This is a genomic window from Massilia sp. Se16.2.3, from assembly GCF_014171595.1.
Taxonomy (GTDB): domain Bacteria; phylum Pseudomonadota; class Gammaproteobacteria; order Burkholderiales; family Burkholderiaceae_D; genus Telluria.
Window position 1 is genome coordinate 899,603 of the sequence record NZ_CP050451.1, and the last position, 22,422, is coordinate 922,024.

General features: G+C 66.2%; 17 protein-coding genes, 1 tRNA gene and 4 pseudogenes. 10 read left to right on the forward strand and 12 right to left on the reverse strand.

What is annotated here, in order from left to right; genetic code table 11:
- Positions 1-6: 6 nt before the first annotated feature.
- The 9 genes and pseudogenes from G4G31_RS04280 (at position 7) to G4G31_RS04320 (ending at position 8,163) form a co-directional block, all read left to right on the forward strand.
- Positions 7-282, forward strand: coding sequence for an acyl carrier protein (locus G4G31_RS04280; RefSeq protein ID WP_182990443.1), 276 nt, complete (start codon positions 7-9; stop codon positions 280-282).
- Between the two features lie 8 nt (positions 283-290).
- Positions 291-1,883 carry an NAD(P)/FAD-dependent oxidoreductase gene (locus G4G31_RS04285; RefSeq protein ID WP_182990444.1) on the forward strand — a complete coding sequence of 531 codons (1,593 nt, stop codon included), beginning with the start codon at positions 291-293 and terminating at the stop codon, positions 1,881-1,883.
- Positions 1,831-2,802 carry a diiron oxygenase gene (locus G4G31_RS04290; RefSeq protein WP_182990445.1) on the forward strand — a complete coding sequence of 324 codons (972 nt, stop codon included), beginning with the start codon at positions 1,831-1,833 and terminating at the stop codon, positions 2,800-2,802. The genes G4G31_RS04285 and G4G31_RS04290 overlap by 53 nt, the downstream gene beginning before the upstream one ends.
- The gene (locus G4G31_RS04295; protein ID WP_182990446.1) at positions 2,799-3,131 is read left to right on the forward strand and encodes an SCP2 sterol-binding domain-containing protein; all 333 of its coding nucleotides are present in this window, start codon (positions 2,799-2,801) and stop codon (positions 3,129-3,131) included. Before G4G31_RS04290 ends, G4G31_RS04295 begins: the two co-directional genes overlap by 4 nt.
- A gap of 25 nt (positions 3,132-3,156) precedes the next feature.
- Positions 3,157-3,594 (forward strand): hypothetical protein, encoded by a 438-nt coding sequence (locus tag G4G31_RS04300; protein ID WP_182990447.1) that lies wholly within the window; start codon positions 3,157-3,159, stop codon positions 3,592-3,594.
- Positions 3,591-4,304, forward strand: a complete 714-nt coding sequence (locus G4G31_RS04305) for an ABC transporter ATP-binding protein (RefSeq protein ID WP_182990448.1) — start codon at positions 3,591-3,593, stop codon at positions 4,302-4,304. The genes G4G31_RS04300 and G4G31_RS04305 overlap by 4 nt, the downstream gene beginning before the upstream one ends.
- A pseudogene (locus tag G4G31_RS04310) lies at positions 4,301-5,702 on the forward strand (ABC transporter permease). The gene G4G31_RS04305 and the pseudogene G4G31_RS04310 overlap by 4 nt, the downstream one beginning before the upstream one ends.
- A gap of 12 nt (positions 5,703-5,714) precedes the next feature.
- The gene (locus tag G4G31_RS04315; RefSeq protein ID WP_182990449.1) at positions 5,715-6,494 is read left to right on the forward strand and encodes an outer membrane lipoprotein-sorting protein; all 780 of its coding nucleotides are present in this window, start codon (positions 5,715-5,717) and stop codon (positions 6,492-6,494) included.
- Positions 6,495-6,576: 82 nt separating this feature from the next.
- Positions 6,577-8,163, forward strand: coding sequence for a hypothetical protein (locus G4G31_RS04320; RefSeq protein ID WP_182990450.1), 1,587 nt, complete (start codon positions 6,577-6,579; stop codon positions 8,161-8,163).
- On the opposite strand, the gene G4G31_RS04325 is transcribed toward G4G31_RS04320, so the two are convergent.
- Positions 8,124-8,408, reverse strand: a complete 285-nt coding sequence (locus G4G31_RS04325) for a hypothetical protein (protein ID WP_182990451.1) — start codon at positions 8,406-8,408, stop codon at positions 8,124-8,126. The genes G4G31_RS04320 and G4G31_RS04325 overlap by 40 nt on opposite strands.
- 88 nt (positions 8,409-8,496) lie before the next feature.
- Between G4G31_RS04325 and G4G31_RS04330 the strand changes: the two genes are divergently transcribed.
- Positions 8,497-8,573: transfer RNA gene (locus G4G31_RS04330), tRNA-Pro, on the forward strand.
- 193 nt (positions 8,574-8,766) lie between these two features.
- Here G4G31_RS04330 and G4G31_RS04335 read toward each other — a convergent pair.
- From G4G31_RS04335 to G4G31_RS04385, 11 genes and pseudogenes are all read right to left on the reverse strand, one after another.
- Positions 8,767-9,687, reverse strand: coding sequence for a hydroxymethylglutaryl-CoA lyase (locus G4G31_RS04335; protein ID WP_182990452.1), 921 nt, complete (start codon positions 9,685-9,687; stop codon positions 8,767-8,769).
- Between the two features lie 30 nt (positions 9,688-9,717).
- A complete protein-coding gene (locus G4G31_RS04340; protein ID WP_182990453.1) occupies positions 9,718-10,647 on the reverse strand; it encodes a glyoxylate/hydroxypyruvate reductase A in 930 nt (309 codons plus the stop codon).
- Positions 10,647-12,687 (reverse strand): annotated as a pseudogene (locus G4G31_RS04345) (biotin carboxylase N-terminal domain-containing protein). Before G4G31_RS04345 ends, G4G31_RS04340 begins: the two are co-directional and overlap by 1 nt.
- Before the next feature lie 87 nt (positions 12,688-12,774).
- Positions 12,775-13,808 (reverse strand): annotated as a pseudogene (bioB, locus tag G4G31_RS04350) (biotin synthase BioB).
- A 4-nt stretch (positions 13,809-13,812) separates the two neighbouring features.
- Positions 13,813-14,559: a dethiobiotin synthase gene (gene bioD, locus G4G31_RS04355; RefSeq protein WP_308622193.1), complete on the reverse strand. Its 747-nt coding sequence runs from the start codon at positions 14,557-14,559 to the stop codon at positions 13,813-13,815.
- A gap of 88 nt (positions 14,560-14,647) precedes the next feature.
- Positions 14,648-15,826, reverse strand: a pseudogene (gene bioF / locus G4G31_RS04360) (8-amino-7-oxononanoate synthase).
- Between the two features lie 14 nt (positions 15,827-15,840).
- Complete coding sequence (gene bioA, locus G4G31_RS04365) at positions 15,841-17,181, reverse strand: adenosylmethionine--8-amino-7-oxononanoate transaminase (RefSeq protein WP_182990454.1); 1,341 nt, start codon at positions 17,179-17,181, stop codon at positions 15,841-15,843.
- Positions 17,182-17,199: 18 nt separating this feature from the next.
- Complete coding sequence (locus G4G31_RS04370) at positions 17,200-17,985, reverse strand: enoyl-CoA hydratase/isomerase family protein (protein ID WP_182991671.1); 786 nt, start codon at positions 17,983-17,985, stop codon at positions 17,200-17,202.
- Between the two features lie 19 nt (positions 17,986-18,004).
- On the reverse strand, positions 18,005-19,612 hold the full coding sequence (locus G4G31_RS04375; RefSeq protein WP_182990455.1) for a carboxyl transferase domain-containing protein: 1,608 nt from the start codon (positions 19,610-19,612) through the stop codon (positions 18,005-18,007).
- A 42-nt stretch (positions 19,613-19,654) separates the two neighbouring features.
- Entirely contained in the window at positions 19,655-20,116 is a 462-nt protein-coding gene (locus G4G31_RS04380) for a YchJ family protein (RefSeq protein ID WP_182990456.1), read from the reverse strand.
- Complete coding sequence (locus G4G31_RS04385; RefSeq protein ID WP_182990457.1) at positions 20,005-22,311, reverse strand: ATP-binding protein; 2,307 nt, start codon at positions 22,309-22,311, stop codon at positions 20,005-20,007. Before G4G31_RS04385 ends, G4G31_RS04380 begins: the two co-directional genes overlap by 112 nt.
- Between the last annotated feature and the right edge of the window lie 111 nt (positions 22,312-22,422).

The following is a 22,422-nucleotide window of genomic DNA, read 5'->3' on the forward strand; positions in this document are numbered from 1 at the left end:
AGCCACATGCTAGACCTGCACACCACCATCCGCAACCTGATCATCGAAGCCGCCGAACTCGATGAGGACACCGAGATCGGCCTGACCGACTCGCTGCACGACCACGACGTCGATTCCCTCGCCGGCCTGGAAGTGACGGTCAACCTCGAGAAGAAATACCAGATCAAGATTCCGCCGGCACGCTATGAGGAACTGGTCAGCATCGGCGCCATCGCCGCGATCGTGCAGGAACTGATCGACGCCAAAGCGGGAACGGCGGCGCAAGTGGCGCAGCCTGCCTGACAGCGTCCATGTCCGAGGAACGCCTCAAGGTCGATGAGCTGGTGGTGGGCGCGGGCCTCACCGGCCTGGTCTACGCCAACGTCGCCGCCGCCCACGGGCGGCGCGTCGCCGTCGTCGAAAAGCACACCAAGCCGGGCGGCTACGCGACCAATTTCGATCGCAAGCGCAAGTTCGTCTTCGACTGCAGCCTGCACAAGATCACCGGCTTCGGTCCGCGCGGGAATTTGCAGGACGCGCTCGAGCGCGCGGGCCTGATGCAGCACATCGACTTTCACTACTACGACGAGCTGACCACCTTCATCATCGGCGAGCGCCGCATCGCGCTGCCCTGCGACGGCGAACGCCTGGTCGCGGCACTGCTCCAGCACTTCCCGCACGAACGCGCGGCCCTGGCCCGCTTCATGGCCGACGTCGGCAGCTACGGCTACCAGACCTACATGCTGGCACGGGTGGCGCTGGGCGAGCACCAGCTCGACATGGAAAGCTTCGCCGAGTCGCGCCGCCTGGCGCGCATGACGGCTTTCGATTACTTCAAGGCCGTGTTCAGCGACCGCCAGCTGATCACCCTGCTGTGTTCGCTGGCGATCAACCTCGGCGTGGAAGCGATGGAGGCCGATGCACTGTACTTCCTGCACTTCGCCTACACCTTCATGCTGACCCGCAAAGCCTATGTGAAGGGTTCTTCGCAATACCTGTCCGACACCCTGGCGCGCGAGCTCGAACGCCGCGGCGGCACCCTGCTGCTGGGCGAACGCCTGCTCGGCATCGAGACGGCAAGCGGCCGGGTGGCGGGTGCGCACACGCGCCGGCGCCGCTTCGAGACAGATCACATCGTGTTTACCGGTTGCCCCCATCACGTCGTCGAGCTGCTGCCGCCGGCCGTGGCCGTGGACGACTTCCAGAAAAAGCTCGACAAGCTCGAATTCGGCCTGGGCGCCTTCATCGTCTACCTGGGCCTGTCGGCGCCGCCGGCGGCGATCGGCATGCTGCAGTCCGATTACCTGATCGCCGACGAAGCTTATCTCGACGGCGCTGCGGCCGGGGCGGACTGCCCGCTGCGCTACCAGCGACGGCCGCTGTCGGTCTCGAACTACCACGCGCTCGACGCTTCCTACGGCTACGTGGTGCAGCTCGAGATCCTCGAACAGCAGGACGACTGGCTCGACCTGCCGCGCGAGGCCTACAAGGAAAAGAAGCGCGAGATCGCCGAGCAGGTCATCAACCGGGCCTGCCGCTATTTTCCGCAACTGCGCGATGCCATCGAATACATGGACATCTCGACCCCGCGCACGAACAAGAAGTACACCAATTCCGGAGGGGGCTCGTCCTTCGGCTACAAGCCCGTACCGAAGCGCAACGTCAGCTTCCTGAAAAGCCCGCCGGTCGACGGCATCCAGTTCGTCGGCACCTGGGTCAACGGCGCCGGCTACGAGCCGGCCATGTGCCTCGGCTTCACCGCCGCGACGCTACGCCACGAAAAGCTGCGCAAACTGAACGAACAGAACCAACAGATCCAACCAAGGGGACATGCTGAACATGGAAGCACAAGTGGAAGCGATATTCGCAGAACCGAAGAAGCAGCGCCTGTTCTCGCTGACTAGGAAGCTGATCGACACCTCGGAGCGCGGCGGCATGACCATGCTGGCGCACCACCCCTGGGACATGGAAGTCGGCACGCCCTGGATCCGCAAGAAGGAACGCGTTTCCATCTACGGCACCCCCTACTGGGACCTGGCGAGCGAGGACGAGATCCGCCGCCTGGCGCTGGAGGAAACGGTGTCGTGGTGGTCCGGCTTCATCGGCCTGGAAGGACTCGTCATCGAGTACTACATGCGCGTGGTGAACCGCGGGACGTTCGCGAAGCTGCCGCACATCGAAGAGTACATGAAGCACTTCATCAAGGAAGAGCTGATCCACACGCTGGTGTTCAAGAAGGCGATCGCCTACTTCGGCTCCGAAGTGTTCCCGATGCCCGAGTTCATGCGCAGCTTCTACGACGACAACGCCGGCACCGGGGAATACCCGCTGATGGCGGTGTACATGACGATGCTGATCGAATGGGTGGCCGACCTCTACCAGCAGCTCGACGTCGACGCCGACTACATCCACCCGCTTGCCAGCGCGGTCGTGCGCGAGCACTGGAAGGAAGAGGTACGCCACATCAAGTGGGGCCAGAACATGATCATCGGCCTGGCCGATACCGACCCCGAGTTCCAGCACGCGATCCGCGAATTCACGCCGATCTACATGCGCCAGCTGGTCGACCAGGGCGTCACCAATGTCGACTGCTTCAACCGCGTCGGCATGGCCCATCCGGCCTTCCAGGACCACGAGGCGCTGCTCGAGGCGGTGCTCTACAGCGAACACCGCAAGCGCCTGAACATCGAACTGTGCGTGCCGATGGTGCGCTACTTCGTCGCCGCCGGCATCTACGACGAGGCCTATCACGACCTGTGGGTGGAGCAGGGCTTCGGCACGGAACTCGACATCGTCCTCAACAAAAGGAGCCTCGCAGCATGAACAGCGCACGCCTGAACACCATCGACGAGGTCATCGCCTCCATGCCCCAGCGCTTCCAGCCGGAAGCGAGCCGCAAGCTGCAAGCCGATTTCCAGTGGCAGATCAGCGGCCCCGGCGGGCGCAACTTCTGCCTGCGCGTCAACGACGGCAGCCTGCAGGTCGTCGATGGCCTGGTGCCCGAACCGAGCGTCACCTTCTCGACCGACGACGTCACCTACCTGCGCCTGGTGAATGGCGACATCAAGGGCATGACCGCGATCCTGACCCGCAAGCTGACCATGCGCGGCAGTATCTACCTGGCCAGCAAGATGGACGTCATCTTCAAATAAGCCCCATTGCACGACAAGGAACACGATGCGTTTACGACATTTGCTGTACATGAGCGGCTCGGCGGCGCTGGTGCTGGTCGGCGCCGGCCATCTGGCCACCGCGCTGCTGGCGCCGGTCACCCCGGCCCAGCAGGCCATGATCGATTCGATGAAGGGTTTTGCCATCGCCATGCCGGGCACGGTGGCGAACCTGTACCAGTTCCACCAGGGCTTTTCGATCATGATGGGCGTGCTCCTGATGAGCTATGGCGCGGTCACGATGCTGTTCGTGAAGGCGGCCTCGATGGCGGCGGCGCTGCGCACCCCGGTGCTCGGCTTTAACATCCTGGTGGCGCTGGTGTCCCTGCTGTTGTCGATCCAGTTCTTCTTCGTGGTGCCGGTCGCGCTCACCGGCCTGGCCTGCGCCTGCTACGCGCTGGCCTGGCTGCTCGGCCTGGGTGCGCCCAAGGTGGTGCATCCATGAGCCACGCCGCCCATTGCGTCAGCCTCAGCGGCGTAAACAAGACCTATTACCTCGATACCGTGGGCGTGCCGGCGCTGCAGGACATCCACCTCGAGATCCGCCCCAACCGGTTTACCGTGCTGTCGGGCGCCTCGGGCAGCGGCAAGACCACCTTGCTGAACCTGATCGGCTGCATCGACCGTCCCGACAGCGGCGACATCGTCGTCGCCGGCGAGAGGGTAGCTGCGATGGACGACAACGCCCTGTCCGACTTCCGTGCGCGCCACATCGGCTTCGTGTTCCAGAACTTCAACCTGCTGCCGGTGCTGTCGGCCTATGAAAACGTCGAGTATCCGCTGCTGTTGACGGGCATGTCCGCAGCGCGCCGGCGCGAACGCGTGCGCAGCCTGCTCGACGCGGTCGGCCTGTCCGAACGCGGCAACAACCTGCCGGGCCAGCTCTCCGGCGGCCAGCGCCAGCGCGTCGCCATCGCACGGGCCCTGGCTGCCTCGCCCAAGCTGGTGCTGGCCGACGAGCCCACCGCTAACCTCGACAGCAACACCGGCGCCGCCATCATCGCCCTGATGCGCAGCATGCAGCGCGAGCACGCGGTGTCGTTCGTCTTTTCCTCCCACGATCCGCAGGTGCTGGCCGAAGCCGACGACGTCGTCACCATCCGCGACGGCCGCATCGCCGCGGTCGAACGGCTGGCCCTGAAAGGCGTCGCATGAAGACCCTGATCCTCGCCCTGCGCAACCTGATGCGCAACCGCCGCCGTTCTCTCACGACCTTGCTGGCCATGACCATCGGCGCCTGCGCCGTGCTGCTGTTCGGCGGCTACAGCACCAACATCAACTACGGCCTGCAGACGGATTACGTGCAGCGCAGCGGCCACCTGCAGATCCAGCACAAGGATTATTTTGTGTACGGCACCGGCAACCCGGCCGCCTATGGCATCGAGAACTACCAGCAGGTGATGGATGTGGTGCGGCGCGACCCGGTGCTCGCGCCCATGATCGAGGTGGTCACGCCGACCCTGCAGCTGGGCGGCATCGCAGGCAATTTCGCGGCGGGCGTGTCGCGCACCGTGCTGGGCGCCGGCGTGGTCGTCGACGACCAGAACCGCATGCGCGGGTGGAACGACTATGCGCTCGACTTCCGGCGCGAGCCGCTCGGCCTGACCGGTACCAGTCCTGAGGCGGCCGTCATCGGCACGGGCGTGGCGCGGGTACTGCAGCTGTGCGAGCCGCTGAAGGTCGGCCGCTGCGAGCAGACGGGCCAGACTCGTCCAGCCGCCGCGGCCGGGACGCCTTCCGACACCCCGTCCGACATCGCATCGCTGGCGGCACTGGAAGGGCCGGCGCCGAAGGCCGAGGGGCAGGCCCGCATCGAACTGCTGGCGGCGAACGCGCATGGTGCGCCCAACGTCGCCGCGCTGCAGGTGGTCAAAGCCGAAGACCAGGGCATCAAGGAACTCGACGACGTCCATGTCGCGCTGCACCTGGAGCAGGCCCAGCGCCTCGTGTACGGCAACGAGACCCCGCGTGCCACCGCCGTCATGGTGCAGCTCAAGCACACCAGCCAGATGCCGGCGGCCCAGGCACGCCTGCGCGAACTGCTGGAGACACACTTCAAGGGCCGCAATCTCGACATCCTGGAATTTGCCACCCTGAACCCCTTCTATGGCCAGGCCACCGACATGTTCGCCGCCATCTTCGGCTTCATCTCGCTGCTGATCGGCGCCATTGTCCTGTTCACCGTCGGCAACACGATGAGCATGGCGGTGGTCGAGCGGACCGTGGAAATCGGCACCCTGCGCGCCATCGGCCTGCGCCACAGCGGCATCCGTCGCCTGTTCGTGTGCGAAGGCGTGCTGCTCGGCTCGATCGGCGCCCTGGTCGGCGTGGTCGCGGCCCCTGGGCGCGGCCTGGCTGATCAACCACAGCGGCTTTACCCGGACGCCGCCGGGACGGGTCGAACCGATGCCGCTGCAACTGAGCGTCTGGGGCGAAACGCCGATGATCATCGGCACCGGCATCGGCCTGATGCTGGTGGCCACCCTGTCCGCCTGGCTGCCCGCGCACCGCGCTTCGCGCCTGAACATCGTCGACGCCCTGCGTCATGTTTGAGAAAGTCCCCGCATGAACTTGCCTACTCTGTTCACGGTGGCCGCCCTCCTGGGCGGCGCCGCCCTCACCGTCGCAGCCGCCGAAACGCCGTCTGCCCAGGCGATCCTGGCGGCCAGCGACAAGATCCGCAACCCGGAAAAATCGTTCAGCATGAACGCCACGCTGATCGAATACCGCGCCGGCAAGCAGACCGACAGCAATGTGCTGGCGGTGTATTCGAAGGCTGACCCGGCGAGCGGGCAGTTCAATAACCTGATCCGCTTCGTCACGCCGGCGCGCGATGCCAACAAGCTGATGCTCAAGAACGGCAACGATCTGTGGTTCTTCGACCCGTCCACCAGCGCCAGCGTACGCATCTCGCCGCAGCAGCGCCTGCTGGGCCAGGCGGCGAACGGCGACGTCGTCACGGTCAACCTGTCGAAGGATTACCAGGCGACGCTGGCCGGCGAAGAAGAAGTGGCCGACGGCGAAAAGAAGCCCCGTGCCAGCTACAAGCTGGACTTGCGCGCCGCCGCCCCGGACGTCACCTATGAACGCATCGAGATGTGGGTCGACAAGGCCAGCAGCCGGCCGATCAAGGCACGCTTCTATACGGCGAGTGGACGCCTGCTGAAAACCGCCTATTACCGCCACTACAAGGCCCAGCTGGGCCAGGAACGCCCGACCGAGACCGTCATCATCGACGGCCTCGATCCGGGCTGGGTGACAGTGATGCGCTTTGCCGACTATGCCTGGCGCGACATTCCCGACAGCTGGCTGCAGCGCGATTACCTGCCGCGCTTCCGGCCATAAGCCGCGATGAAACTGGTTTTCATGATGGCGGCCGCGCTGCTGGCCGGGCCGGCACATGCCGGTGCGCCGCCCGACACGCGCGATGACACCGACCTGGCGGCGCTGGCGCTGGCCGACGCCGCGCCCGATGAAAAAGGGCAAGGCCGGCGACTGGCAGGTCGCGCTGGAAGCTGCAGGGGTAGTTGCCGAACCCCGCGACGGCAGCGGCAGCTACAGCGACCGCCGCGCCACCGTCGACCTGCGCTTCGACAAGGTGGTGGCACCGGGCTGGCGCGTCGTCCTTGCCAACCGCCTCGACGTCTTCGGGCGCCGCACCGAGGCCGGGCACCACGCGGTCAATACGCTCAAGGAAGCCAGTATCAGCTGGCAGAACACACCCAACACCATCGTCGACCTTGGCCGCATCAACGTGCGCCAGGGCGTGGCCACCGGCTACAACCCGACCGATTATTTCAAGCGCAACGCGGTGCGCGCGATCACCTCGGCCGATCCCGACACGGTGCGCAAGAACCGGCTTGGCACGGTGATGCTGCGCGGGCAGGTATTGTGGGACAGCGGATCGCTGTCGGCCCTGTATTCGCCCAAGCTTGGCGACCGTCCCAGCGGCGCCCCATTCGCCTTCGACGCCGGCGCCACCAATGGCAGCGAACGCTGGCTGGTGAGCGCGAGCCAGAAGTTCGGAGCGCGCATCACGCCGCAATGGCTGCTGTTCAAGGAAGAGGGACGATCGCCGCAACTGGGCATGAATCTCAGTGCGCTGCTGAGCGACGCGGCCGTGCTCAATCTCGAATGGTCGGGCGGGCGCGCGCCGACCTGGGAAGCGGAGCTGTTCGGCGTGGCCGGACCCGCCCGCTACGCCAACAAGGCCGCTGCCGGCGTGACCTACACGACGCGCAGCAAGCTCTCGCTCACGCTGGAAGCCGAATACAACGGCTGGGCGCCCGACCGCGCGGGCTGGGACGCGCTGCGCGCCGGGTCCCTCGTCGACTACAGCCGCTACCGCACCCTGATGCGCGACCGGCTGGACCTGCCTACCCGGCGTGCGCTGTTCTTTTACGGTAGCTGGCAGGACGCCGGGCTCAGGCACCTCGACCTGACGCTGATGCGCCGCCATAACCTCGACGACCGCAGCGGCCTGGCCTGGCTGGAAGGGCGCTACCACTGGACGCACGCCGACCTGGCCCTGCAGTTCCAGTACAACGGCGGCCGTGAGCGCAGCGAATACGGCGTGCTGCCGGATCGGCGCCGCTGGCAGCTGGTGTCGACCTTTTTACTTCTGACGCGCTGGCGCGGCGCCTACCACTTGCAGCCGCTGTCCTTCTTGTCCGCCGGGATCAGGAGCGGGCCGAGCAAGCCGCCCGGCAGGCCATCCTTGCACAGGGGGCGCTTGGCCGCGCCGATCGCGCGCGCTGCCCGGCTTTCCGTCTCCAGCGGCTTTTTCCGGGAACTGGCCGATGGCCGTGCCTTCCTTGGCGGGATCTTTCATGTTGGCCAGCGAGCGTGCCATCTTGCGCGCCGCGTCGGGGTCGAAACGCGGCACATCGGTTGGCGCCTCGGTTGGCGATTCGGGAGCCTGCCGCACCGTGAACGCATCGGGCTGCGCCGGCGTAGGTACGGGATCGACCGCGATCACGGGACGCGGCCGTTGCGGCTGCGTACGCCGCGCTGAAGACGGAGCCGGCCGCGGGGCGGCGCTGCCTCGACCTGTGGCGCAGGCAGCGGCTGGGGAGGCGGCCGCAGGCGCACCGCGAGCGGACGCGCCGGCGCCGCGGGTTCGCCAGGTGGCGCGCTGCGCTGCAGGTTCAGCACGAGCAGGTGCAGCGCCAGCGAGACCGCGATCCCGGCCGCGATGCGTCGGTTCGACCAGTTGCTTTGTTCTTCGGGCGCGATGCCACTCCCTGCTGCCAGTTTCACAATGCTTTCATCCCCGACGTAAGAAAATTCCACAAAATGAAAACCCGACCTTGACCGGATGAGTCCCAGCCGCTATGATGCGTGTCTTCGGAGTGTAGCGCAGCCCGGTAGCGCACCTGGTTTGGGACCAGGGGGTCCAAGGTTCGAATCCTTGTACTCCGACCAGTATTAAGAGAAAAGCCGACAGCGAAAGTTGTCGGCTTTTTTCGTTTTCGCCTTTTTTTTCATGGACATTGCCGGTACGTAGGGTGGGCTCCGCCCACGCGGTGATCGTTATCGTCAAGATCATCGATCGCCGCGTTGGAACCGTTGGCGATCACCGCGTAGGCGGGGAACCCGCCTGCCCTACGATGCCGGTTCAACCCGCCCGTTTCGCCGCCAGCGCATTCCCCGCGCGGCTGGAACCCTTGCGTCCCAATACGCCTGAAATGAACTGGCCGGCATCGACCACCTGGTCGAGGTCGATTCCCGTCTCGATCCCGAGGCCATTCAACAGGTAGATCACGTCTTCGGTGGCGACGTTGCCGGTGGCGCCTTTCGCGTAGGGGCAACCGCCCAGGCCGGACACCGACGAGTGGAAGATCTGCACGCCCACTTCCAGGCTGGCGTAGATGTTCGCCAGCGCCTGGCCATAGGTGTCGTGGAAGTGGCCGGACAACTGCTGCAGCGGGAATTCACGGCTTGCCGCCAGCATCACTTCCTGCGTCTTGCGCGCGGTCGACACGCCGATGGTGTCGGCGATGTCGATCTCGTCGCAACCGAGGTCGCGCATGCGGCGCACCACGTCCGCCACGGATGCCAGGGGCACCTCGCCCTGGTAGGGGCAACCGAAGGCCGTGCTGATGCTGCCGCGCAGGCGCATGCCGTTCGCTTTCGCCGCCTTTGCCACCGGCTCGAAGCGGGCAATGGATTCGGCGATCGAGCAGTTGATGTTCTTTTGCGAGAAGGCTTCGGAGGCCGAGCCGAAGATCACGACTTCGTCGGCCCGGCTTGCCAGCGCCGCCTCGAAACCCTGCATGTTTGGGGTCAGCGCCGAATAGATCGTGCCGGGCTTGCGGGCGATCCCGGCCATCACCTCGGTGCTCGTTGCCATCTGCGGCACCCATTTCGGCGACACGAAGGAGGCGGCCTCGATATTGACGAAGCCGGCACGCGTGAGGCGGTCGACCAGTTCGATCTTGACCTGGGCGCTGATGGTGTCCTTCTCGTTCTGCAGGCCGTCGCGCGGACCGACTTCGACGATCTTGACCTTCTTCGGCAGGGTGGCTTGGCTGTTCATGTCGACTCCTCGGTATCGTTCAGTATCTGCTTAATATCCCAGTGCGCGGTCGACGATGTCCGCGACCGGCCGGCCCGCTTCGAACGCGGCGATTTTATCCACGATCTGCAGCACCGCTTCCTCGCGCAGCGTGACGGCGGAGATGTGCGGCGTGATCGTGATGCGCGGCTCGTCCCAGAACGGGTGCTGGGCCGGCAGCGGCTCGTTGCGGAACACGTCCAGCGTGGCGCCGGCGATGTGTTTCGCGCGGATCAGGGCCAGCAGGTCCGGCTCGGCCACCTGGGCGCCGCGCGCGACGTTGATCAGATACGCCCCCTGCGGCAGCGTTGCCAGGCGACGGCGGTCGAGCAGGTTGTTCGTTTCGCTCGTCAAGGGCAGCAGCGACACCAGCACCCGGGTGCCACGCAGGAAGTCGTCGAGCGCATCCAGGCCGGCATAGCAGGCGACTCCCGTCACTTCCTTGGGCGTGCGGCTCCAGACGCGCACCGGAAAACCAAAGGCGCGCAGCGCCTCCACCACCGGCAGGCCCAGTTTGCCGATGCCCATGACGCCCACCGTAAAATCTTCTTTGCGGTACACCGGCAGCGGCGACCACAGGCCGTGGCGGCGCTGCTCCTCGTATTCGTCGAAGCGGCGGAAGTAGCGCAGCAGTGCCCAGGTGACGTATTCCGCCATCTGCATCGCCATGCCGGCGTCGCCCAGGCGCACGATCGGCACGGCGGGCAGGGCGTCGCCGAATTTCAGCACCGCGTCCGCTCCCGCGCCCATCAGGAAGATCGCCTTCAGTCCTGCCAGCTGCGGCAGCAGGTTGGGCGAGGGGCTCCACAGCACGGCGTAATCGCAGGCGCCGAGCGTATCGCCTTCCTGCCAGCCGACGGTCTCGGCGCCGGGCAGGGCGCGCGCGAAATCCTCGGCCCAGGGACCGATCTGCCCATCACCACGGTACAGCAGGACGCGCATCAGGCAGCCTTGAAGGCCAGCAGCGGCGCGCCGTCGGCTACCTGGTCGCCCACCGCGTACAGCACCTCTTCCACCAGGCCGTCCCCAGGCGCGGCAATGGTGTGCTCCATCTTCATCGCTTCCATGATGACCAGCGGCGTACCCTTCTTGACTTCCTGGCCCGCCGCCACCATCACGGCGACGACCTTGCCCGGCATCGGCGCGGTCAGGCGGCCGCCGGCGGCCTCTGCCTCGCCGGCATGGGCCATCGGGTCGTTATAGGCAAGCGCGACATGCTCGCCCCCCGTGAATACATGGAACAAATCGCCGTCGCGGCGCACGGTGCCGTGCATGGATTGCTCGCCCAGGCGGATCGACAGCATGCTGCCCTCGCGGCCGTTGACCGTCAAGGGCTGCTTTCTGCCGTCGATGTCGAGCTCCCAGCCCTGCGGATGATAGGTCACGCCGACCTGGTAGGCGCCGCCTTCGAGGCTGGCAGCATGCTCGTCGGCGAAGGACAACTGGCGGCGGTAGTCGCCGTTCAGGCGCCAGCCTTGCGCCTGGCCCCACGGGTCGGCGGCATGGTTCGATGCGCGGCTCGAGCGCGCCTTTTCGGCCTCGATCAGCGCCACGGCGGCCAGGGCCAGCGCGCCGTGTGGCGCCGCTTTCGATGGCGGGAACAGGGTGGCGCCATTACGCTCGATCAGGCCGGTGTCCAGATCGGCCGTCGAGAAGGCCTCGCCTTCGACCAGGCGCTTCAGGAAGGCGATATTGGTGGCCAGGCCCACGATCTGGAATTCGGCGAGCGCCTGCGACAGCCGCGCCAGCGCTTGCGTGCGGTCGGCGCCCCAGACGATCAGTTTCGCAATCATCGGGTCGTAGAACGGAGAGATCGCATCGCCTTCGCGCACGCCCGAATCGATGCGCACGGCAGCCGGCGCCACGCCCGCCACGCCGCCCAGCTCGAAACTCACGGCGTTCGGCGTGTCCATGTGGCGCAGCGTGCCGATCGATGGAAGAAAACCTTTTTCCGGATTCTCGGCGTAGATGCGCGCCTCGATCGCATGGCCGTGGATGCCCAGTTCATGCTGCTTTTTCGGCAGCGGCTGGCCCGCGGCCACGCGCAGCTGCCATTCGACCAGATCGGTACCCGTGATCATTTCCGTCACCGGATGCTCGACCTGCAGGCGCGTGTTCATCTCCATGAAGTAGAACGAACCGTCCTGGTTGGCGATGAACTCCACCGTGCCGGCGCCGACATAGCCGACGGCGCGCGCCGCGGCCACGGCCGCTTCGCCCATCGCCGCGCGGCGGTCCTGCGCCATGCTAGGGGCCGGTGCTTCTTCCAGCACCTTCTGGTGACGGCGCTGCACCGAGCAGTCGCGCTCGTGCAGGTAGACGCAGTTGCCCGGGTGTCGGCAAACACCGGATTTCGATGTGGCGCGGGCGGATCAGGTATTTTTCGACCAGCACCTTGTCGTCGCCGAAGGAGCTGATCGCTTCGCGCTTGCAGGAGGCCAGCGCGGCGACGAAGTCCTCGCTGCGCTCGACCACGCGCATGCCCTTGCCGCCACCGCCGGCGCTGGCTTTGAGCAGCACCGGATAGCCGATGCGGTCGGCCTGGGCGTTAAGAAAAAGCGGATCCTGGTTGTCCCCGTGGTAGCCCGGCACCAGCGGCACGTTGGCGCCTTCCATCAGCTGCTTCGCCGCAGACTTCGAACCCATCGCGCGCATCGAGGAGCCCGGCGGGCCGATGAAGACGAGACCGGCGGCGGCAACGGCTTCCGCGAACTCGGCGTTCTCGGACAGGAAGCCGTAGCCCGGGTGGATCGCCTGGGCGCCGGTGGCTTTCGCTACTTCGATGATCTTCTCGCCGCGCAGGTAGCTTTCCTTGGCGGCGGCGGGGCCGATCAGCACGGCCTCATCGCAGACCGCAACGTGCTTCGATCCGGCGTCCGCTTCCGAATACACGGCGACGGTACGGATGCCCATGCGGCGCGCGGTGGCGGCGACACGGCAGGCGATTTCGCCACGGTTGGCGATCAGGATTTTGCTGAACATGCGTTGGTCTCGCTTTATCGTTTTTCGTGTTGGTGAAGAGGGGTTCAAGCGCTGCAAAGCGGCTCCGCAGCCGCTTTTGCTGGTCGCTCAGCAGCCGCAGGCTTCCTTCGGCGCCGACTCCAGCGTGGCCGAGCGGGTTTTCAGGCCCAGTTTCGCCAGCAGCGCGCGGTCGTCTTCCGCTTCCGGGTTGCCGGTGGTGAGCAGCTTGTCGCCATAGAAGATGGAATTGGCGCCTGCCATGAAGCACATCGCCTGCACCGCTTCGCCCAGCTGGCGGCGGCCGGCCGACAGGCGTACGCGCGCCTGCGGCATGGTGATGCGCGCCACGGCAATGGTACGCACGAATTCGAGCGGATCGAGCGGGTCGAGCCCGTGCAGCGGCGTGCCTTCGACCTGCACCAGGTGGTTCACGGGGACGGACTCGGATACGGGTTCAGGTTGGCCAGCTGGACCGGGAGGCCGGCGCGCTGCTCGCGCGTTTCTCCCATGCCGACGATGCCGCCGCAGCAGACCTTCAGGCCGGCCTGGCGCACGCGGCCCAGGGTATCGAGACGGTCCTGGTATTCGCGCGTCGAAATGACGTTGTTGTAGAAGTCCGGCGCGGTGTCGATGTTGTGGTTGTAGTAGTCCAGGCCCGCGTTTTTCAGCTGTTCGGCTTGTCCCTCTTCCAGCATGCCGAGGGTGGCGCAGGTTTCCATGCCGAGCGCTTTCACTTCGCGCACCATTTCCTCGACCTTGGCCATGTCGCGCTCCTTCGGGCTGCGCCAGGCGGCGCCCATGCAGAAGCGGGTGGCGCCGCTGGCTTTCGCCTGGCGCGCGGCGTCGAGCACGGTGTCGATGTCGAGGATTTTCTTGGCTTCGACGCCGGTGTCGTAGCGCGCTGCCTGCGGGCAGTAGCTGCAGTCTTCCTCGCAGCCGCCGGTTTTAATCGACAGCAGGGTCGCCAGTTCGACGTCGCCGTCGGGGAAGTGGGCGCGGTGCGCCTGCTGGGCGCGGAACATCAGTTCGTTGAACGGCAGTTCGAACAGGGCCATCACGTCGGCCAGCGGCCAGGTGGCGTTCGGACGCTCGGTGATCGGCGCGGTCGGGCGGTGCAGGGCGATGGTCTGGGGTGCGTTCATGAGGTCATTCCTTGGTAACGGGACCGCGCGTCGACGGCCAGCCCGGCAGTCCCGCGAGATCGATGAATCGGGCCGCGTTGGCGGCGCTAGCTTGTTCGAGGCGCGGCACGACTCCCAGCAGCGGGGCCGGGATTCGGGCAGACAGCGCCTCGATGTTCTCGTCGAAAAAGCGCATGTCGGGGTCGGCGGCATTGGCGACCCAGCCGGCCAGCACCAGGCCGCGCGCGACGATCGCCTCGACCGTGAGCAGCGCATGGCTGATGCAACCCAGGCGCATGCCGACGACCAGGATGACCGGCAAATTCAGCTGCGCGGCCAGGTCGGCGCTGTCGAAATCGTCGTTGAAGGGCACGCGGAAGCCGCCCACGCCTTCGACCACGACCGCGTCGGACGCGGCCAGGATCTCGGCATAGGCCGCGATGATCGGCACGGCGGTAATCGTCACGCCTTCGAGGGCGGCCGCGATATGGGGCGCGGCCGGCTCGCGCAGCATGAAGGGCGTCGTGATATTGGGCGGCAGGTGCACGTTACCGGCGGCCGCGAGCATGTCGGCGTCCTCGTTGTGGAGTTCACCGTCGCGCAGTTCGGCACCGGCGGCAACCGGCTTCATGCCGCAGGCACGGCGGCCGCGCTCGACCAGTTTATGCAGGATCGCGCTCGAGACCAGGGTCTTGCCGATCTCGGTATCGGTGCCGGTGACGAAACAGCAAAAGCGCGATGGCAGGCCTTCGGCGGCGAGCGCTGGTACCAGGACGGGACCGCCGTCACCGCCGGTTTCGTTTGCGCGAGCGGCAGCGCGGCCGTCTCGACCGGTTCCTGGGGTTCGTTCAAATTCTTCATCACGCTCCTTCCAGTTCGTTCAATGCGCCGGCCAGGCGCGCGACCTCGTCGTGGGTGTGCACGGCCGACAGCGTCACGCGCAGGCGTGCCGTATTGGCAGGCACCGTCGGCGGCCGGATCGCCGGCACCCACAGGCCGCGTCCGTACAGCGCGGCCGCCACCCGCAGGGCCTCGTCGTTGGCGCCGATGATGACCGGCTGGATCGCAGTGTTCGATGCCGGCCGCTGCCAGCGCCGCAGCGCCAGTTCGTTGCCGAGCTGCTCGACCAGCGAAGCCAGGTGCGCGCGCAATGCTGCACCCTCGTCGCTGGTGATGATGTCCAGGCTGGTGAGCAGCGCGTGCGCCAGCGCCGGCGGCGAGGCCGTCGTGTAGATGTAGGGGCGGGCGCGCTGCACCAGCAGTTCGATCACGCTCGCATGCGCGGCCACGAAGGCCCCGGACACGCCGGCGGCCTTGCCGAGGGTGCCCATGTAGACCAGCTGCGGCGAGCGCAGGCCGAGGTGTTCCAGCGCGCCGCGTCCCGGGCACCGAGCACGCCAAAGCCGTGGGCATCGTCCACCACCAGCCAGGCGCCGTAACGTTCGCACAGCGCCAGCAATTCGCGCAGGGGCGCCAGGTTGCCGTCCATGCTGAAGACGGAATCGGTGGCGACGATTTTTGTCGTGGCGCTGCTGGCGGCCAGCTGCGCCGCCAGGGCCGCGACGTCGCCATGGGGATAGATCGAGACTTGCGCACGTGCCAGGCGCGCACCGTCGATCAGCGAGGCGTGATTCAGCGCCTCCGAAAAAATGGTGGCATCGGCATCGGCACCGAGCGCGGTCAGCATCGCCAGGTTCGCCATGTAGCCGGTGCTGAAATAGAGCGCGCGGGCGTCCTCGATATGCGGGCTGGCCAGTTCGGCCAGGCGTTCCTCGAGGATGGCATGGGCGCGGCTATGGCCGCTGATGAGGTGCGAGGCGCCGCTGCCGGCGCCATACAGCTGGGCGCCTTCGCGCAGCGCTTCGGTCACGCGCGGATGCGCGGCCAGGCCCGGTAGTCGTTGCTGCAGAAGGCCAGCACGGCGCGCCCGTCGACCACCTGCAGCGGCGCGCAGCGGTGTCGGCCACCCGGCGCCTGCGCGTCAGGCTCTGCGCTTCCAGGTCCGCCAGCTTGCGCTGGACGCTGTCGATGAGGTTCATGGCCGGGCCCGCGCTCACTTTGCCATCACCGCGTCGAACACCGACTTGACGCGCACGCCGACCAGGTCGATTTCCTCTTCGCCGAGGATATAGGGCGGCATCAGGTAGACGGTGCGTCCGATCGGGCGCAGCAGCAGTTCGTTGTCCAGCGCCGCCGTGAAGAAGCGGCGCGCAAACGTGGCCGCGCGCGTGCTATCGGCCTCGATTGCGTCGAACGCGAAGATCATGCCGCGCTGGCGAAAGTGGTGCGCCGCCTCGTGCTCGGCCAGGGGCGCAAGCGCGATGGTGAGCTTGGTCGCCAGTTCGCGGTTGCGTGTGAGGACGTCGTCGTCGCGGAAGATCTGCAGCGTCGCCAGCGCGGCGCGGCAGGCCAGCGCGTTGCCGGTGTAGGAGTGCGAATGGAGGAAGCCGCGCGTGATGTCTTCGCTATAGAAGGCCTGGTAGATCTCGTCGGTGGTCAGTACCAGCGACAAGGGCAGGTAGCCGCCACTGATGCCTTTCGACAGGCACAGGAAGTCCGGCCAGATCGCCGCCTGCTCGCAGGCGAAGAAGGTGCCGGTACGGCCGCAGCCCACCGCGATTTCGTCGGCGATCAGGTGCACGTGGTGCTTGTCGCACAGCTCGCGCAGCAGTTCCAGGTACAAGGGGTCGTACATCGCCATGCCGGTCGCGCACTGCACCAGCGGCTCGACGATCATTGCCGCGATCTTGCTGCCGCGCTCCTCGAACAGGCGCTCGACATCCTTCAGTGCGCGGCGTGCCACGTCCTGGCTCGATTCGCCTTCAACGGCGTTGCGCGCGTCCGGGGACGCCACCACGTGCGAGGCGCGCAGCAGCGGGCCGTAGGCGTCCTTGAACAGCGGGACGTCGGTGACGGACAGGGCGCCGATGGTCTCGCCGTGGTAGCTGCCCTGCAGGCAGACGAATTCCTGCTTGTCGGGGTAGCCGGCGTTGCGCCAGGTATGAAAGCTCATCTTCATCGCGATCTCGACCGCCGAGGCGCCGTCGGAGGCGTAGAAGGCATGGCCGAGCGCATGCCCGGTGAGGGCGGCCAGCTGCTCCGACAGCTCGACCACCGGCTCGTGGGTAAAGCCGGCCAGCATCGCGTGCTCGAGTTTATCGAGCTGGTCTTTCAGGGCCGCGTTGATGCGCGGGTTGGCGTGGCCGAACAAATTCACCCACCACGAGCTGATGCCGTCGAGGTAGCGCCCGCCCTCGTGGTCGTATAGCCACGCGCCCTTGGCATGGCTGACCGCGATCAGCGGCACCTCTTCGTGGTGCTGCATTTGCGTGCACGGGTGCCAGACGCTGCGCAGGCTGCGGGCAATCCAGTCGGAGGAGGTCTGTTGCTTCAAAATGAATCCAATACTTCGTCAGTTCAGCCAGGACGGCTTGCGCTTGTCCAGGAAGGAGGCCACGCCCTCGCGTCCTTCGCTCGACGCGCGGATCGCCGCGATGCGCGCGGCCGTGTCCTGCAGCAGCGCATCGGTGACCGGCAGGTTCACCACTTCGCGCACCAGCTTTTTTGCTTCCACCACGGCGTTCGGGCTGTTCGTCACCAGCGCTTTCACGAGGGCGGCGACGGTCGTGTCGAGCGCATCCGGTTCCACCACCTCGTGCGCGAACCCCATGCGCGCAGCGCTTGCAGCGTCGAAACGCTCGGCCGTCAGGAAGTAGCGGCGCGCGGCCTGCTCGCCCATCGCCTTGATCACGTACGGCGAAATCGTCGCCGGGATCAGGCCCAGCTTGACTTCGGACAGGCAGAAGTTTACTCCAACGGCGGCCACCACGATGTCGCAGGCCGCCACCAGGCCCATGCCGCCGGCGTAGCAGTCGCCCTGCACCTTGGCCACCGTGGGTTTGGGGCACAGGTAAATCGTGCGCAGCATGTCGGCCAGGCGCGCGGCGTCGGCCAGGTTTTCCTCGTGCGAATAGCCGGCCATCTTCTTCATCCAGTTCAGGTCGGCGCCGGCGCAAAAGGCCGGGCCGTTCGCGGCCAGGACGATGGCGCGCACCAACTCATTCCTGCCGAGTTCGTCGAAGGCCAGTGCCAGCTCGGCGATGGCGGTCTCGTTGAAGGCGTTGCGCAGCTCCGGGCGGTTCAGGGTGACAGTCGCCACCTTGTCGGTGATCGCGATGGTGAGGGTCTGGTAATCCATGCTCATTGTTCTCTCGTCCTTACATCCGGAACACGCCGAACTTGGTCTCTTCGATCGGCGCGTTCAGCGCCGCCGAGAGACCCAGTCCCAGCACCATGCGGGTGTCGGCCGGATCGATCACGCCGTCGTCCCACAGGCGCGCGCTGGCGTAATAGGGGTGGCCCTGGTGCTCGTACTGTTCCTTGATCGGCTGCTTGAAGGCGGCTTCTTCTTCAGCGCTCCATTGGCCGCCCTTGCCCTCGATGCCGTCGCGTTTCACGGTGGCCAGCACCGATGCCGCCTGGTCGCCGCCCATCACGGAAATGCGCGCGTTCGGCCACATCCACAGGAAGCGCGGCGAGAAGGCGCGGCCGCACATGCCGTAGTTACCGGCACCAAACGAGCCGCCGATGATGACGGTGAACTTCGGCACCGAGGCGGTAGCGACAGCGGTCACCATCTTGGCGCCGTTGCGGGCGATGCCCTCGTTTTCGTACTTGCGGCCGACCATGAAACCGGTGATGTTCTGCAGGAAGACCAATGGAATCTTGCGCTGGCAGCACAGCTCGATGAAGTGGGTGCCCTTCAAGGCCGATTCGGAGAACAGGATGCCGTTGTTGGCGATGATGCCGACCTTGACGCCATAGATGTGGGCGAAGCCGCATACCAGGGTGGTGCCGTATCTCGCCTTGAATTCGTCGAATTCGCTGCCGTCGACCACGCGCGCGATGACTTCGCGCACATCGAAGGGTTTGCGGGTATCGACGGGAATGACGCCATACAGCTCTTGCGGCGGGTATGCCGGCTCCACGCTTTCGCGGGTCGCGCCCTGCACCAGTTTGGTGCGGTTCAGGTTCGAGACGATGGTACGGGCCAGCGACAGCGCGTGCAGGTCGTTCTGGGCCAGGTGGTCGACCACGCCGGACAGGCGGGTGTGGACGTCGCCGCCGCCCAGGTCTTCGGCGCTGACGACTTCGCCGGTCGCCGCTTTCACCAAGGGAGGGCCGCCGAGGAAAATCGTGCCTTGCTCCTTGACGATGATCGACTCGTCGCTCATGGCGGGAACATAGGCGCCGCCGGCCGTGCAGGAACCCATGACGACGGCGATCTGCGGGATGCCTTTTGCCGAGAGATTGGCCTGGTTATAGAAAATGCGGCCGAAATGGTCGCGGTCCGGGAAGACGTCATCCTGGTTCGGCAGGTTGGCGCCGCCCGAGTCGACGAGATAAATGCAGGGCAGGTTGTTCTGCTCGGCGATTTCCTGGGCACGCAGGTGTTTTTTGACCGTCATCGGGTAATAGGTGCCGCCCTTGACGGTGGCGTCGTTACAGACGATCACGCATTCCTGGCCGGCGACGCGGCCGATGCCGGTGATGATGCCGGCCGCTGGCGCCGCATTGTCGTACATGTCGTAGGCGGCCAGCTGCGAAAACTCGAGGAAGGGCGTACCCGGATCGAGCAGCATCTGCACGCGGTCGCGCGGCAGCAGCTTGCCGCGGGCGACGTGCTTGGCGCGCGCCGCTTCGCCGCCGCCTTCGGCGATTGCCGCCACTTTCGCACGTAGATCGTCGACGATGGCCTGCATGGCCGTCGCGTTCGCTTTGAAGTCTTCACTGCGCGGGTTGAGTTTGCTCTCGATGTGGGGCATTGCCGTCCTCTGTGTATGCGTACTCGGGTCTTGCTCGGGTTTTTATTCGGGGAAAGTGCCGTCCAGATAAAACCAGCGCGGCGTACCGCCGAGAATCGGATCGGCTTCGCGCAGGAAGCGGCTTACTTCGTGCAGCCGGTGGGCACGACCACCCACTTTGAAGCGGGCGACAAATTCCACCGTAGCCCGATCGCTGTCTCGATCGCTATCTGGATGATCCGGCAATTCTGCTTTACGTTGACGTAAACGTAAAGCAGATTTTATCTCAAGGCCGAGCCAGCGCAGCTTCTCGTCCTGATCGAGGATCGCGTCTTGCGGCCTGGTGCTCGGGTGCCAGGTGGCGCGCAGGTAGGCTTCGTTGCGCTGGGTATAGGCGGTATAGCGCGAGCGCATCAGCGCTTCGGCCGTGGGCGGCAGCGCCGTGCCTGCGATATAGGGACCGCAGCAGGCGGCAAGCGAGGCGCCGCCGCAAGGGCAGGCGCCGGAGGTCTGTGGTGTCGGCATGACGCGCGCAGGAACAGCTGCAGCGTATGGGCGGCGTCGAGGTTGTCGTCCACCAGCAGCACCTTCAGCGGTTTGACGGCGGCGCCGTGGCCCGAGGTTTGCGCCACGATCAAAGGCAGTTCCTGGGTGTGGCGCGGCAGGCGCACGGTGAAGGTGCTGCCCTTGCCCAGGCCCGGACTGGTCGCCTCTACCTTACCGCCGTGCAGTTCGACCAGGCTCTTGGCCAGCGCCAGGCCCAGGCCCAGTCCGCCCTGCGAGCGGTCGGGGGTGCGCTCGGCCTGGGTGAACAGGTCGAACACATGGGGCAGCAGGCTGGCATCGATGCCGATGCCGTTGTCCTGGATGCGGATGTGCACGAACTTGTCGTCGCGTTCGACCGTCAGCACGATGCGCCCGCCGCGCGGCGTGTACTTGGCCGCATTGTTGAGCAGGTTGGCCACTACCTGCACGAGGCGGTTCGGGTCGCCCATCACCTCCACGCCGGCATCGGCGGGCGCGATCACGAGGGCGTGTTCGCGCGCCTCGACCAGGGGGCGCGACTGCTCGACGGCGCTGTGCACGATGGCCGCGATGTCGACAGGAACGTTTTCCAGCTGGATCAGGCCACGGGTGACGCGCGAAATGTCGAGCAGGTCGTCGACCAGCGAGGTCATGTGTTTCACCTGCCGGCTGATGACTTCGCTGGAGCGGCGCACCCGGTCCTCGCTGGCGATGCCGATCTTCAGCAGTTCGGCGGCCGAGGCGATCGGCGCCAGCGGGTTGCGCAGTTCGTGGGCCAGCATGGCGAGGAATTCGTCCTTGCGCAGGTCCTGTTCTTTCAACGAACTGTAGAGGCGCGCGTTTTCGAAACCGTTCGCGGCGATCGAGGCCAGTTGCACCAGGATCGCTTCGTCCTGTTCGGTGAACTCGCCCTCGATCTTGTCCGATGCCTGGATCAGGCCGATATTTTTCCCCGTGCGGTCGATCAGCGGCACGGCCAGCCAGCCGCGCATGGCGGGGTGCTCGCCGGCATGGGCACCGAAGCCGCGCCAGGCCGGATGGGCTTCCAGTTCCTGCTGGGTCAGGCGCATGGCGCGGTTGGTGCGGCAGACCTCGGCATAGATGCCGGTGCCCTCGGTCGGCGCCCGATAGCCGCGGTAACTTGCATACTTGTCGGACAGCGAGACCGCGTTGATTGCCTGCGTCCGGTTGTCGCCCTCGGTCAGCGAGACCACCGCCTGGTGCACGCGCAGGATGGCGCGCACTTCCTCGACGAGGCCGTCGGCAATTTCCGTGCTCGACAGGGCGCTGCCCAGGGTGCGCGAGGCTTGCGCCACCTTGGCCAGCAGGGCCGAATGGTGCTGCTCGCGGCCAAGCCGCTCGGCCAGCTCGGCCTGGGCCATGACCATCTCGTGGATGTCCTTGTTGGCACCGATCCATTCGCGCACGCTGCCGTCGGTGTCGATGATCGGGATGCCCTTCACGGCGGTCCAGCGGTAGCTGCCGTCGGGCTGGCGCAGGCGGTATTCGGTCTCGAAGACGTCGCGCCGCGCGACGCAGTGGAGCCAGATGCGGCGGGTCTGTTCACGGTCGTCCGGATGCAGCGCGTCCAGCCAGCCGTACTCTTTCCACTCGTCGTAGGTCTGGCCGGTAAGGGCCCGCCACGTGGGCGAATCCTCGAGCACGCGGCCGTCCGCGGTAGTGGTCCAGACGGTCTGGGAAGTGGCCATCACGAGCGAGCGGAAACGCTCTTCGCGGATGCGCAGCGCCTGCTCGGCCTTGACGCGGTCGGTGATGTCCTCATGCATCAGCAAGACTTCGAGGATGCGCCCTGCGCTGTCCTTGATCGGGTGGGCACGCGCCGTCACCCAGCGCGCCCGCCCGCTGCCGCCAAGGGCGACGACGTCGTAGTGGTTCGCCGGGATGACGACCGATTCCCCGGCCATTGCCCGTTTCAGGTAGTCGGCGACCCCGTTGTCCAGCAACTGGGGATCGGTCAGGACGTTGTAGTCGGCGCTGTGGACGAGGTGCCAGAGTGCCGAGTCCCTGGGGATCTGCCACAGCTCTTCCCAGGCGCGGTTGACACGCAGGGTACGGCCATCGGGTGCCAGGATCTGGAAGCTGGTGGGCGCCTGCTCGAACAATTCCCGGAAGCGGGTGTCGGAACTGGGTTGCTGGTCGAGACCGGAGGGTGGCAGCGGAAGGTCGAGCGACATGTCGGGATCGTGTGGGCCGGGACCGTACGGAACAATAGGGTAGATGAACAGGATTGCTGCGGCTGAGCTGCTCGCGAGCCGCATCATGTCATAGTTTGATGTTCCCCGCAG